Genomic DNA, 12,313 nt, shown 5'->3' with positions numbered 1-12,313 from the left:
AGATTGCCGGCGTCTATACAGCAATTCGTGAGGAAGGCAAGGGCGGCAGAGAGGGCCGGCGGCTCCGCAGTGTCGCAGGCCTGGCGGCGCTTGTGGGAATTGGCTGACCCGCCGGCCGCAGGTCGGCCATTTCGTCGGAAGGCGATCCACTCAGCTCATATGCGCGACGAGCGGGACTACCGTCTCGGGGAAGAAGTCGGGCGCGACCCGGCGCTTGCCGAACATCATGTCGTACTGGATCAGCCGGAAATCGTTGATCTTCGGATCGATCTTCTTCTGCCGCGCCCAGTCGGGCGTCGCCTCGCCGGAGGGCGACAGCAAAAGGTTGCGGTCAACCACCCGGTAGTGCTCGCGCAGCGCGCCGAGGAAGCCGGTGTAATAGGGGTGGGTGATCCCGGCCGTAGTCAGGATATGATAGGGCAGGAAGGCGGGGCTCACCGAGCCCAGATTCTCGACCGGACCGGAGCGGTTCGACCAGATGATCAGCGGCGTGTCGTGATGCTCGAGCGCCGCCTCGGGCGTCGGCTCCTTGCGCGGCGCGACATTGTCCTTGAGGAAGCCGGTCTCGACATAGACCGGGCCGAGCGGCGGCAGGTGGTCGCCGAAGAAGGCGATGATGGTCGGCCGCTCGCGCTTCTTCGCCCAGTCGATCAGGCGCTGCAGGCCGCGATCGGCGTCGGCCGAGCCTTCGGCGTAGGATAGCAGCGATTCCCGCGCCCAGGTGCTGATCGGCGCGTCGACGCTATGGGTCGGATTGTAATAGCGGTAGGGCTCGTAGGGCCCATGGTTCTGCAGGCTGACCGCGAACAGGAATACCGGCTCGTCGCTGGCATCGGCCTCGCGCATGATCTCGTCGGTCATGGCCGCGTCGGAGGCCAGCGGCCCGCGCTTCTCCATCGGCGGCAGCGTCTCTTCCGAGCGGAAGTCGCTGAAGCCGAAATCGGCGTAGACGGCGCCCCGGTTCCAGAACCAGTTGGTGCCCGGGTGGATGGCGCGCGCCCTATAGCCTTCGCTCTTCAGGAAAGTCGCCAGCGACGGCGTCGGCGTGCGCACATATTGCTGATAGGGAATCGAGCCCGCCGGCAGGAAGGCGTTGGAGAAGCCGGTCAGCGCCTCGAACTCGATATTGGCGGTCATGCCGCCGAATTCCGGCGAGAACATCGAGCCCGAGCGCAGCGCGCGCACCGTCGGGATCGGATCGGGCTTGATGCTGACGCCGGGAAGCTCCGTCGGATCCCAGAAGGATTCGCTCATCACCACGATGATATCGGGCTTCTGGTCGGGCACCGAGGCGGCAACCCCGGGACGCGCGATCGCATCCATCGTCTTCTCGGAATAGCCGGGCGGGGCCGAGACATGCGCCATCGGCACGTTGAGCGCGAAGGCGAGGGCGAAGCCGTTGGAGGCATAGTTCTCCTTCTGGTCCCACATGATCGGGATGATCTGCAGCCTGTCGCGCGTCCACGAGAAGGTGGCGTAGTCCATGATCGAGACGAAGAAGGCGAGCAGCGGCACGGCAAGCGTCAAGCGCGCCAGCCGTCCCTTGCGGCTGAGGATCGGCACACGCCGGCGCCAGAGCCGCCAGCCATAGACGAGCAGCGCGAGGCTGGCGACGATCGCCGCCGCAAGCAGCACTGCCGTCCAGGGGCGCTCGCGCACCAGAAGCGGCATCAGCGCCATGATCTGGCGGGCATAGAGGAAATCGGTCGGGTAGAGCGGATCGCCAAGATAGTGCGATTTCTGGTGACCGACAAAGGCCAATGCCAATGTCACCGGCGCGACGATCATCAGGCTTTGATGGCTGCGGCCGAGTATGGCGTCGAGCCCGATCAACACCAGCGAAAAAACGATGATGGTGGTCCAGCCGGGCTTGAAGGGCTGCAGGAAGAAGTCGACTGTGCCGAAGAAGTCGCCGCGCACAATCCATTCGATGGCGAACACCAGAAGGGCGGAGGCAAGCAGCGTCGCCAGGCCGTAGCGGACAATCGGCCATCTGCGCCCCGGCAGATAGCCGGTGGACGGATCGTCTTCCAAAAATTGCGGCGCGGGTTTGGCCGCGCCTTTCCTGATCCTAGCCACTTTGCTTCCCCGGCCCATGTCACGCGTCTTCCACTCGCGTCACGCCACTGTCATCGAAATGTCACACAAAGCTAGCGCCTGTGGCGGAAATAAGAAGAGCCAGCAAACGATTCGTGAGCGGTTTTCATCAGGTGTGATCGCCAAAAAGCCTTTCAGAACAGGGAACTCGGCCGTTGTCCCGGCTGGAACAGCCGCTGAACTGGCGCTTGCGGGCTTGACTTGGCCGTCCGCCTTGCGCCAGAGGCAGGGAAAAACCAGCTGCTGGAGACGCTAACATGGCCGTCGCATTCACCTTTCCGGGACAGGGCAGTCAGGCCGTCGGAATGGGCAAGGACCTCGCCGATGCCTTTCCCGAGGCGCGCCATGTCTTCGAGGAAGTCGATGAGGCGCTCGGCGAGAAACTGTCGAAGCTGATCTGGGAGGGGCCGGAAGAAACCCTGACGCTGACGGCCAATGCCCAGCCGGCGCTCATGGCGGTGTCGCTGGCGGCCGTAAGGGCGCTGGAATCCCGCGGTTTTTCGTTGAAGGACAAGGTGGCTTATGTCGCCGGCCATTCGCTTGGCGAATATTCGGCGCTTGCCGCAGCCGGCTTCGTTTCGGTGGCCGATGCCGCGCGGCTGTTGCGCACCCGCGGCAACGCCATGCAGGCGGCGGTGCCGGCGGGCGAGGGCGCCATGGCCGCCATCATCGGGCTGGAGCAGGCCGATGTCGAAGCCGCCTGCGCCGAAGCGGCACAAGGCTCGGTCTGTCAGATCGCCAACGACAATGGCGGTGGCCAACTGGTGATTTCCGGCGCCAAGGCGGCCGTCGAACTGGCGGCGAAACTCTGCACCGAAAAGGGTGCCAAGCGGGCGCTGATGCTGCAGGTCTCGGCACCTTTTCACTCGGCATTGATGACGCCGGCCGCCGATATCATGCGCGAGGCGCTGGCCGGGGTCGCGAAAAGCGCGCCGGTGGTTCCCATCGTCTCAAATGTTTCGGTCACGCCGACCAGCGACCCGGACGAGATCGCCCGCCGCTTGGTCGAGCAGGTCGTTGCCCGCGTGCGCTGGCGCGAGACGGTGGAATGGTTCGGCGCCAAAGGTGTCGCGACGCTTTACGAAGTTGGCGCCGGCAAGGTGCTGTCGGGCTTGGCGCGACGCATCAACCGCGATATCGCGACCGGCGCCATCGGCACGGCCGCGGAAGTCGAGGCGGCGCTGGCTGCTTTAGGATAAACAGGGAACTCTTGCCGGCAGGTGCGGCATTCTTACTTCCATCCGTCTTTCTCCCTAAGCGTCGCCTCGACGATCTCGTGGCGATGACTGATCGAAGCAAAGCCGAATACCTGCGTGACTTCGTTGAGCGTGGACTCGAAGATCTCGAGGACTATTACCTAGCTGCGGAAGTGCTGGAGCAGATCAGGCTTTGTGAAGAATCGGTCGTGAGCGCCGAGAACTTCTGCTATGGCCTGGACAACATGACAAATGCGGAACGAGGGTCGCTCGCGGGGCGTCCGGAAGAATGAGGTTGAAGCAATGTTCGAACTGACCGGCCGTAAGGCGCTCGTCACTGGTGCATCGGGAGGCATCGGCGAGGCGATCGCCAGGGTGCTGCACAGCCAGGGCGCGATCGTCGGCCTGCACGGCACCCGCGTCGAGAAGCTGGAAACGCTGGCCGGCGAGCTCGGCGACCGCGTAAAGCTCTTCCCGGCGGATCTGACCAACCGCGACGCGGTCAAGGCGCTCGGCCAGAAGGCGGAGGCCGATCTCGAAGGCGTCGACATCCTGGTCAACAATGCCGGCATCACCAAGGACGGCCTGTTCGTGCGCATGTCGGACGCCGACTGGGATTCCGTGCTCGAGGTGAACCTGACCGCCGTGTTCCGGCTCACTCGTGAACTCACCCATCCGATGATGCGCCGCCGCCATGGCCGCATCATCAACATCACCTCGGTGGTCGGCGTCACCGGCAATCCCGGCCAGACCAATTACTGCGCCTCCAAGGCCGGCATGATCGGCTTTTCCAAGTCGCTGGCGCAGGAGATCGCCACCCGCAACATCACCGTCAACTGCGTCGCCCCGGGCTTCATCGAATCGGCCATGACCGACAAGCTCAACGACAAGCAGAAAGAGACCATCATGGCGGCGATTCCGACGCGGCGCATGGGCACCAGCGCCGAGGTTGCCTCGGCCGTCGCCTATCTCGCGTCCAATGAGGCGGCTTATGTCACCGGCCAGACCATCCACGTGAATGGCGGCATGGCGATGATCTAGGGTATTTGAGATTCAGGTGATGCCGGCCTGCAAACGGCGGCTTCCTTCGCTTCCGCTCCGGCCCTCGCAAGCCGCCATTTTCGGCTCGGCTTGAGCTGAATCTCACAATCTGGGCGACCGAGCTCCGGGCGCCTGTGAAAACAGCCATTTCGGCTTGGACGCCCGCTGTTTTTCGTGTAATGCGGCCGGCAACCCGGCGGTTCGGGCAAAAACCGGTCCTGTGGCGTTGCGTTTCCCACAAGACCATCTTTCAGCTTGATTAGCGGCATTCCGCCCGCTAACGAAGACAACACAACGTAAGACGAGGCCCCAAATGAGTGACACCGCAGAGCGCGTCAAGAAGATCGTCATCGAGCATCTCGGCGTCGATGCCGACAAAGTGACGGAGCAGGCGAGCTTCATCGACGATCTGGGCGCGGACAGCCTCGATACGGTCGAACTCGTGATGGCGTTCGAAGAAGAGTTCGGCGTCGAGATTCCAGACGACGCCGCCGAGACCATCCTGACTGTCGGCGATGCCGTGAAGTATATCGATAAGGCCTCGGCCTGAGGCTTTCCGCGGGTATCGCCGGGGAGGACCTGCGATGAGGCGAGTCGTCGTCACGGGCCTTGGCCTGCTTTCGCCGTTCGGCATGGGTGTCGAGCACAGCTGGAAGGAACTGCTTTCCGGCCGCAGCGCCGCCTGCCGCATCACCGAATTCGAGGTGGACGACCTTGCCTGCAAGATCGCCCACGTCATTCCGCGCGGCGACGGCTCGAACGGCACCTTCAATCCCGAGGCCGTGCTCGAGCCGAAGGAACTGCGCAAGATCGGCGACTTCATCCTCTACGGCATCGCGGCGGCCGACGAGGCGCTGGCCGATTCCGGCTGGAAGCCCGAGACGCATGAGGACCAGTGCGCCACCGGCGTGCTGATCGGTTCGGGCATCGGCGGCATCGACGGCATCGCCGAGAACGCGATGATCCTGAAGGAGCGCGGCCCGCGCCGCATCAGCCCGTTCTTCATCCCCGGACAGATCATCAACCTGGTCTCCGGCCAGGTTTCCATCCGGCACGGGCTGAAAGGCCCGAACCATGCTGTCGTCACCGCCTGTTCGACGGGCGCGCACGCCATCGGCGATGCCGCGCGTCTGATCATCTGGGGCGATGCCGACGTCATGGTGGCCGGCGGCGCCGAAGCGCCGATCACCCGGCTTTCGATGGCAGGTTTCGCCGCGTGCCGCGCGCTCTCCACCGAGCGCAACGATGCGCCCGAGATCGCTTCGCGCCCCTATGACCGCGACCGCGACGGGTTCGTCATGGGCGAGGGCGCCGGCGTCGTCGTCCTGGAGGAGCTCGAACACGCCAAGGCGCGCGGCGCAAAGATCTATGCCGAGGTCACCGGCTACGGCCTGACCGGCGATGCCTATCACATCACCGCCCCGGCCGAGGACGGCGACGGCGCCTTCCGCTGCATGACGGCGGCGCTGAATCGGGCGAAGCTCTCGCCCGCCGACATCGACTACATCAATGCGCACGGCACCTCGACCATGGCCGACACGATCGAGCTCGGTGCCGTGGAGCGGCTGGTCGGCAATGCCGCTTCCAAGATCTCGATGTCGTCCACCAAGTCGTCGATCGGTCATCTGCTGGGCGCTGCGGGCGCCGCGGAAGCGATCTTCTCGATCCTCGCCATCCGCGACAACATTGCCCCCGCCACCATCAACCTCGACAATCCGGAACGCGAGACGGCGATCGATCTCGTGCCGAACAAGCCGCGCCAGCGCCAGATCGATGTGGCGCTGTCGAACTCCTTCGGCTTCGGCGGCACCAACGCCTCGCTCGTCTTCCAACGTTACGATGGCTGAATATTCAGCATACCGGCAGGTCCGCCGCCTGCCGTCATTTTTGCCAAATTTGCCCCTACACTTCGGCTAGGGGATTCGTTGCAAGATCAGACGGTAGGGCGCCATGAATACAAATCCGGGCGGCGGTGGAGAATTCGGACAGCGTCAGGCGCAAGGACCGATCGTGCCCAAGACAGCCGCCGAGGCGCTGCGCCCCGAGGCTGGCACGCCGCCGCCGTCGAAACGCTCGCGCGCGTCGCGCAGCCAGGTCGTCGTATTTCTGAATTTCTTCCTTTCGTTGGTCATCCTGGTCGTGCTTGCCTCGGGTGCCGCACTCTATTTCGGCATGCAGGCCTTCATTGAGCCGGGCCCGTCCGCCAATGGCGACACCTTCATGGTCAAGCCGAACGCCGGCGTTCAGGAGATCGCCGACCAGCTGGAGCGGCGCGGCCTGGTCAGCGATGCGCGCATCTTCAGGCTGGGGGTGCGTGCCACCGGCAACGATTCCGCGCTGAAGGCCGGCGAATACGCCATCAAGCCGCGTGCCTCGATGCGCGACATCATGGAGCTGTTCAAGAGCGGCAAGTCGGTGATGTATTCGCTGACCATCCCCGAGGGGCTCACGGTTGAGCAGGCGCTGCAGCGCGTGGCCCAGCAGGAGGCGCTGACCGGCGACATGCCGGCGGCCATGCCGCCCGAGGGCAGCATCGCGACCGACACGCTGCGCTTCACGCGGGGCGCCACCCGGCAGCAGATGGTCGAAAAGCTGGTCGCCGACCAAAAGAAGCTGGTCGAGGACGTCTGGGCGCATCGCGCGCCCGACCTGCCGATCGCCAATATGGAGGACTTCGTCATCCTGGCCTCGATCGTCGAGAAGGAGACGGGCAGGGGCGACGAGCGCTCGCGCGTGGCCGCGGTCTTCCTCAACCGGCTCGCCAAGGGCATGCGGCTGCAGTCGGATCCGACCATCATCTACGGCCTGTTCGGCGGCAAGGGCAAACCGGCCGACAGGCCGATCTATCAGTCCGACATCGAGAAGCAGACGCCGTATAACACCTATCTGATCAAGGGCCTGCCGCCGACGCCGATCGCCAATCCGGGCCGCGCCGCACTCGAGGCGGTGGCCAATCCGTCGAAGACCGACGACCTTTATTTCGTCGCCGACGGCAATGGCGGCCATGTCTTTGCCGCGACCTTGGAAGAGCACAACCAGAACGTCGCCCGCTATCGGGCGGTGCAGAAGAAGCAGGCCGATGCGGCGGCCAAGGCCTCCGGCCAGACGACGGCGCCGGCCACTCCCGACGACGGTGCCAGTGCAGGCGCCAGCGGCGAAAATGGCGACGCGGCCCAGTAGGCCGCGGTGATTGCCGGATCTGGCCCGCCTCCTTTGACGCCGGGCCGTATTCATGTTTTGAGGGGACATCCGACGCTGGCCAGAGGTCCGGCGTCTTGCAAGGGGCGCATGCTCGGGCAATCGCGCCGGGCCTGCGTCAAGGGGTGACACGCATCATGAACGTGCAGAGCATGACCGGTTTCGCGCGAGCCGTCGCTGAGCTAGACGGCACGTCGATCGCCTGGGAAGTCAAATCGGTCAACGGCAAGAGCGTCGAGGTCAGGCTGAGGCTGCCGCAGGGTTTCGACCGGCTGGAGCCCGCTGTAAGGCAGACCGTGCAGAAGCGCTTCGCGCGCGGCAATTTCCAGGCAACGCTGACTGTCGCGCGCGCCGCCGCCCAGCAGGCGCAGCCGGTGGTCAACGAGGCGTTCCTGAAGGACCTGGCGGGACTGGCCAAGCGCCTCCAGGAGCAGTTCGGCACCGCGCCGGCGACGGCTGACGGTCTGCTGGCGCTGCGCGGCGTGCTCGACATCCTGGAGACGGTCGAGACCGAGGAGGAGCGCGCCGCCCTCGACGCGACGATCCTGTCGGCGCTGGACATGGCGCTGGCCGGATTGGAGCAGGCAAGGCAGAGCGAAGGTGCCGCGCTGCGCAAGTTGTTGTCCGGCCATATCGACGCCATCGAGGCGCTGACGCTGAAGGCCGAGGCCGACCCGTCGCGCGAGCCGGCGGCGATCCGCGAGCGCATCACCGAACAGGTCCGGCTGCTGATGGATGCGTCGGCCAATCTCGACGCGGTCCGTCTGCATCAGGAAGCGGCCTTCCTCGCCACCAAGGCCGATATCCGCGAGGAGATCGACCGGCTGAAGACGCATGTCGCATCAGGCCGCACGCTGCTTTCCAGCGGCGGCGCCGTCGGCCGCAAGCTCGATTTTCTGGCGCAGGAATTCAATCGCGAATCGAATACCTTGTGTTCCAAGTCGAATGCCGCCGCGGTCACCGCGATCGGGCTGGAGCTCAAGGCGGTGGTCGACCAGTTTCGCGAGCAGGTTCAGAATCTGGAGTGACGGGGATGGTTGCCAAGGAGCCTACGGCCGCCAGGGATCTGGGGTCCCGCATCCGCCGCCGCGGGCTGATGCTGGTGCTGTCGTCGCCGTCGGGCGCCGGCAAGTCGACGATCGCGCGCAATCTTCTGGAAAGCGATTCGAGCCTGGAGCTGTCGGTCTCCGTCACCACCAGGCCGCGCCGCGGCTCGGAGATCGAAGGCGTGCACTATCTTTTCCGCACCATGCGCGAGTTCGAACGGTTGCGCGATTCCGACGCGCTGCTCGAATGGGCCGAGGTGCACGGCAATTTCTATGCGACGCCGCGCGAGCCGGCCGAAGCAGCGCTTGCCGAAGGCCGCGACATGCTGTTCGACATCGACTGGCAGGGCGCCCAGCAGCTCAAGGAGAAGATGCGCGCCGACATCGTCTCGATCTTCATCCTGCCGCCCTCGATGAAGGAGTTGAAGGCGCGCCTGAAGCGCCGCGCCGAGGACCAGGAGCAGGTCATCGAGACCAGGCTGAAGAATGCCCGCGTCGAGATCGAGCACTGGAAGGAATATGACTTCGTCATCGTCAACGACGATCTCGACCGCGCCTTTGCCGAGGTGCGTGCAATCGTTACAGCCGAGCGCCTGCGCCGCGACCGTCGGCCGGGCCTGTTCGATTTCATCTCGGGCTTGCTGGACGAGAAGACGGAGTGAGAGGCAGTGCCTCCCCTTCTCCCACAAGGGGAGAAGGAGGCCGGCGGGCTACAGCGCGTTCGTCAACCTTACGAACTCTTCCACACTCAGCGTCTCGGCCCGGCGCGTCGGGTCGATGCCGGCGCGGGTGAGCAGGGCCTCTCCGCCCAGGCTCTTCACGCTTTGCCGCAGCATCTTGCGGCGCTGGCCGAAGGCGGCTTCGGTGATGCGGCCCAGCCTCTTGCCGTCGGTGGGCAGGGGAGATGGACGCGGCACCAGATGCACCACCGAGGACGTGACCTTCGGCGGCGGAGTGAAAGCCTGCGGCGGCACGTCGAAGGCGATCTTTGCCTCGGTGCGCCAGCCGGCAAGCACGCCGAGCCGGCCATAGGCGTCGCTGCCCGGGCTTGCTGTGATGCGCTCGGCCACCTCGCGCTGGAACATCAGCGTCATCGATTGATAGAAGGGCGGCCAGTCTGCCGTCGTCAGCCAGCGGATCAGAAGCTCCGTGCCGATGTTGTAGGGCAGGTTGGCGGCGATCTTCACCGGGCTGCCGTCCGTCGTGCCGGCAAGCGCGGCAAAATCCGTCTTCAGCGCATCGCCGGGAATGACCTCGAGCCGGCCGGGATAATGGCCGGACACCTGCGCCAACGCTTCCAGACAGCGCTCGTCGCGCTCGATGGCGATCACCCGTTTGGCGCCGTTGAAGAGCAGCGCCCGCGTCAGCCCGCCGGGGCCGGGCCCGACCTCGATCACGGTCGTCTCGCTGAGGTCGCCGGCCGCGCGCGCGATCTTGCTCGTCAGATTGAGGTCGAGCAGGAAGTTCTGGCCGAGCGCTTTCTTCGCCTGCAAACCGTGGCGCTCGATCACCTCGCGCAGTGGCGGCAATCCGTCGATGGTCGTGCGCCCCCCGCTCAAATCGAGCCTCATGCCGCCGCAGTCCGGCGGCCGCTGTCGGCGAGGCGGCGCGCCAGCCTCAGCGCCGCGATCAGGCTGTCGGCGCGTGCAATGCCCCTGCCGGCGATGTCGAACGCCGTGCCGTGGTCCGGCGAGGTGCGGATGAAGGGCAGGCCGAGCGTCACATTGACGGCCTCGTCGAAGCCCAGCGTCTTGGCTGGGATCAGCGCCTGGTCGTGATACATGCAAAGGGCTGCGTCATAGCCGGCGCGTGCCTGCGGATGGAACATCGTGTCGGCCGGCAGCGGCCCGACGGCGTCGATGCCCTCGGCCTGAAGCGCCTCAACGGCAGGCAGGACGATCGACAGATCCTCCGCGCCCATCGCGCCGCCTTCGCCGGCATGCGGATTGAGCCCGGCGATGGCGAGCCTGGGCCGCGCGATGCCGAAGCGGCTCTCGAGGTCGGCCGCGGTGATGCGTCCTGTGGCCACGATCAGCTCGCTCGTCAGAACCTTCGGCACCTCGGCAAGCGCGATGTGGATGGTGACCGGAACGGTGCGCAATTCGGGCCCGGCAAGCAGCATCACCGGCGTCACCTCGGCGCCGGTGTGGCGCGAGGCCAGATGCCCCAGGTATTCGGTGTGGCCGGGAAAGCGAAAGCCGGCGTCGTAGAGCGGCTTCTTGGCGATGGGACAGGTGACCACCGCGGCGGCGCGGCCGGCGAGGCAGTCGGCGACGGCGCGGTCGATCGCTTCGATGGTGCCCGCGGCATTGGCCGAATTCGGCTTTCCGGGACTGTCCAGATGCCGGGCGTAGAGTGGCACGACAGGCAGTGCGCGGGGAAAGTGATGCGCCGCTTGCCCCGGCAGGGTCTCCATGATCGCCACGTTGGCCCCGATCTCGCGCGCCCGCGCCTTGATCAGGGCAGGATCGGCGAGCAGGTAGAAGGGCGGCACGCCGGCGCTGTCGCCCGCCTGCCAGGCGGTGATGGCGATCTCGGGCCCGATGCCGGATGGATCGCCGACGCTGAGCGCCAGCGGCGCGTCGGTCCTACTTGCGCTCATGGCGTCACGTGGGGCGCCATGCCTGCTTCGAAGCAGGGCGGGTGGCTCGAGCCTTGTTCTGTCATGCGCCGAAACGGCCTATCGCTCGACGATGGTGGCCTTCTTGCGCAGTTCCTCGACATATTTCTTGCTGAGCTCGTCGGCGTCCTTGTCGTTGCTGCCGCCTTCGGCCTGGAACACCATCTGGGCGGCCTTGTCATCGGAAACCTCGCGCGAGGAACAGATACCGATGAACTCGACGCCGCGTTCGGTCTCGCGCGTCGGCGTCGCCCCTCCGACCTTGGTCGCCTTGATCTGTTCGGCCCAGTCCGACGGCAATTGCGGCGCCAGCACGCGGCCGAGATCGCGCACCGTGACGTCGATCAGCCCTTTGGCGAATTCGCGCGTGGTGTTGCAGCCGTTAAAGCGGGCACGCATGGCGTCGGCCTCGCGCTTGCGCTTGGCAAGCGTAGCCGAGCGCTCGGAAGCGGGCACTACGAAGATGACCTGCTGCAGCATATATTCCGTGGCGCTCGGCTTGGAGCCACCCTTGTCGAGCATGCGGCGGACCGCGTCCTGCTCGGTCACCGAGCCACCCTCGCCGGAGCGGTAGCGCGCGCCAAGCGCCTGGTTCCAGGCCATCTGCGCGCGGATGAACTCCTTGAAATGTTCCTTCGTAACGCCGGACTGCGCCATGACGGCGTCGAGCTTCGCGAGCGGCATCTTGTTGTTGGAGGCAAAACGCTGATAGGCGGCGTCGACCTGCTGGTCGGTGATGCGGATGCCGAGCCGCTTGGCCTCGGCAAGCCGCAGCGTCTGGTCGATCATTTCCTTGGCCGCGTCGCCTTTCTTGCGCTGCAGCTTGAAGAATGCGGCGCGATGGGCGATGTCGCCGGTGGTGATCGGTATGTTGTTGACGACATATTTGATCTGGCTGGCGAATGCCGGCGGCGTCATTGCCGCGATCGAAACCGAGGTCGCCGCCACCAGCAGCGCGAATCCTGCCGAAAACAGGTATTTCCTCATCTCACCTTCCCAATTCCTATCCGCCACGACGGCGCCGCACGTCCTCCGAACGCATGCGCTATGTGGTCGACCCCATGCCCTTCCTATGCGGCGAAACAATGTCGCCGGCGCATGACCCCGAGAATCGG

General features: G+C 65.5%; 12 protein-coding genes. 8 read left to right on the top strand and 4 right to left on the bottom strand.

Features of this window, described 5'->3' with window-relative positions; all coding sequences use genetic code 11:
* Positions 1-150: 150 nt before the first annotated feature.
* Complete coding sequence (locus CK224_RS08640) at positions 151-2,097, bottom strand: LTA synthase family protein (RefSeq protein WP_095781492.1); 1,947 nt, start codon at positions 2,095-2,097, stop codon at positions 151-153.
* A 257-nt stretch (positions 2,098-2,354) separates the two neighbouring features.
* Between CK224_RS08640 and fabD the strand changes: the two genes are divergently transcribed.
* From fabD to gmk, 8 genes are all read left to right on the top strand, one after another.
* Positions 2,355-3,296 (top strand): ACP S-malonyltransferase, encoded by a 942-nt coding sequence (gene fabD / locus CK224_RS08635; protein ID WP_095781491.1) that lies wholly within the window; start codon positions 2,355-2,357, stop codon positions 3,294-3,296.
* Positions 3,297-3,307: 11 nt separating this feature from the next.
* Positions 3,308-3,586: a hypothetical protein gene (locus CK224_RS08630; protein WP_245425825.1), complete on the top strand. Its 279-nt coding sequence runs from the start codon at positions 3,308-3,310 to the stop codon at positions 3,584-3,586.
* Between the two features lie 10 nt (positions 3,587-3,596).
* On the top strand, positions 3,597-4,334 hold the full coding sequence (gene fabG, locus CK224_RS08625) for a 3-oxoacyl-[acyl-carrier-protein] reductase (RefSeq protein WP_095779178.1): 738 nt from the start codon (positions 3,597-3,599) through the stop codon (positions 4,332-4,334).
* Positions 4,335-4,647: 313 nt separating this feature from the next.
* On the top strand, positions 4,648-4,884 hold the full coding sequence (locus CK224_RS08620) for an acyl carrier protein (protein ID WP_006203723.1): 237 nt from the start codon (positions 4,648-4,650) through the stop codon (positions 4,882-4,884).
* 34 nt (positions 4,885-4,918) lie between these two features.
* Complete coding sequence (gene fabF / locus CK224_RS08615; protein WP_095779177.1) at positions 4,919-6,181, top strand: beta-ketoacyl-ACP synthase II; 1,263 nt, start codon at positions 4,919-4,921, stop codon at positions 6,179-6,181.
* A 103-nt stretch (positions 6,182-6,284) separates the two neighbouring features.
* Entirely contained in the window at positions 6,285-7,514 is a 1,230-nt protein-coding gene (gene mltG, locus CK224_RS08610) for an endolytic transglycosylase MltG (RefSeq protein WP_095781490.1), read from the top strand.
* Positions 7,515-7,669: 155 nt separating this feature from the next.
* Positions 7,670-8,560 (top strand): YicC/YloC family endoribonuclease, encoded by an 891-nt coding sequence (locus CK224_RS08605; protein ID WP_066995699.1) that lies wholly within the window; start codon positions 7,670-7,672, stop codon positions 8,558-8,560.
* Between the two features lie 5 nt (positions 8,561-8,565).
* Positions 8,566-9,240, top strand: a complete 675-nt coding sequence (gmk, locus tag CK224_RS08600) for a guanylate kinase (protein WP_066995702.1) — start codon at positions 8,566-8,568, stop codon at positions 9,238-9,240.
* A gap of 48 nt (positions 9,241-9,288) precedes the next feature.
* On the opposite strand, the gene rsmA is transcribed toward gmk, so the two are convergent.
* The 3 genes from rsmA to CK224_RS08585 all read right to left on the bottom strand — a co-directional run bounded on the left by rsmA (position 9,289) and on the right by CK224_RS08585 (position 12,185).
* Complete coding sequence (gene rsmA / locus CK224_RS08595) at positions 9,289-10,149, bottom strand: 16S rRNA (adenine(1518)-N(6)/adenine(1519)-N(6))-dimethyltransferase RsmA (RefSeq protein ID WP_095781489.1); 861 nt, start codon at positions 10,147-10,149, stop codon at positions 9,289-9,291.
* Complete coding sequence (gene pdxA / locus CK224_RS08590; RefSeq protein ID WP_095781488.1) at positions 10,146-11,180, bottom strand: 4-hydroxythreonine-4-phosphate dehydrogenase PdxA; 1,035 nt, start codon at positions 11,178-11,180, stop codon at positions 10,146-10,148. The genes rsmA and pdxA overlap by 4 nt, the downstream gene beginning before the upstream one ends.
* A gap of 78 nt (positions 11,181-11,258) precedes the next feature.
* Positions 11,259-12,185: a peptidylprolyl isomerase gene (locus CK224_RS08585; protein WP_066995711.1), complete on the bottom strand. Its 927-nt coding sequence runs from the start codon at positions 12,183-12,185 to the stop codon at positions 11,259-11,261.
* Between the last annotated feature and the right edge of the window lie 128 nt (positions 12,186-12,313).

Source organism: Mesorhizobium sp. WSM3862, assembly GCF_002294985.1.
Classification (GTDB): domain Bacteria; phylum Pseudomonadota; class Alphaproteobacteria; order Rhizobiales; family Rhizobiaceae; genus Mesorhizobium.
Note: the sequence above shows the minus strand (reverse complement) of the source record. Positions and strands in the feature narration are given on the sequence as shown.

Coding starts and splice junctions, on each gene's coding strand:
- CK224_RS08640 (WP_095781492.1), bottom strand. CDS start 2,097: ATGGGCCGGGGAAGCAAAGTGGCTAGGATCAGGAAAGGCGCGGCCAAA.
- fabD (WP_095781491.1), top strand. CDS start 2,355: ATGGCCGTCGCATTCACCTTTCCGGGACAGGGCAGTCAGGCCGTCGGA.
- fabG (WP_095779178.1), top strand. CDS start 3,597: ATGTTCGAACTGACCGGCCGTAAGGCGCTCGTCACTGGTGCATCGGGA.
- CK224_RS08620 (WP_006203723.1), top strand. CDS start 4,648: ATGAGTGACACCGCAGAGCGCGTCAAGAAGATCGTCATCGAGCATCTC.
- fabF (WP_095779177.1), top strand. CDS start 4,919: ATGAGGCGAGTCGTCGTCACGGGCCTTGGCCTGCTTTCGCCGTTCGGC.
- mltG (WP_095781490.1), top strand. CDS start 6,285: ATGAATACAAATCCGGGCGGCGGTGGAGAATTCGGACAGCGTCAGGCG.
- CK224_RS08605 (WP_066995699.1), top strand. CDS start 7,670: ATGAACGTGCAGAGCATGACCGGTTTCGCGCGAGCCGTCGCTGAGCTA.
- gmk (WP_066995702.1), top strand. CDS start 8,566: ATGGTTGCCAAGGAGCCTACGGCCGCCAGGGATCTGGGGTCCCGCATC.
- rsmA (WP_095781489.1), bottom strand. CDS start 10,149: ATGAGGCTCGATTTGAGCGGGGGGCGCACGACCATCGACGGATTGCCG.
- pdxA (WP_095781488.1), bottom strand. CDS start 11,180: ATGAGCGCAAGTAGGACCGACGCGCCGCTGGCGCTCAGCGTCGGCGAT.
- CK224_RS08585 (WP_066995711.1), bottom strand. CDS start 12,185: ATGAGGAAATACCTGTTTTCGGCAGGATTCGCGCTGCTGGTGGCGGCG.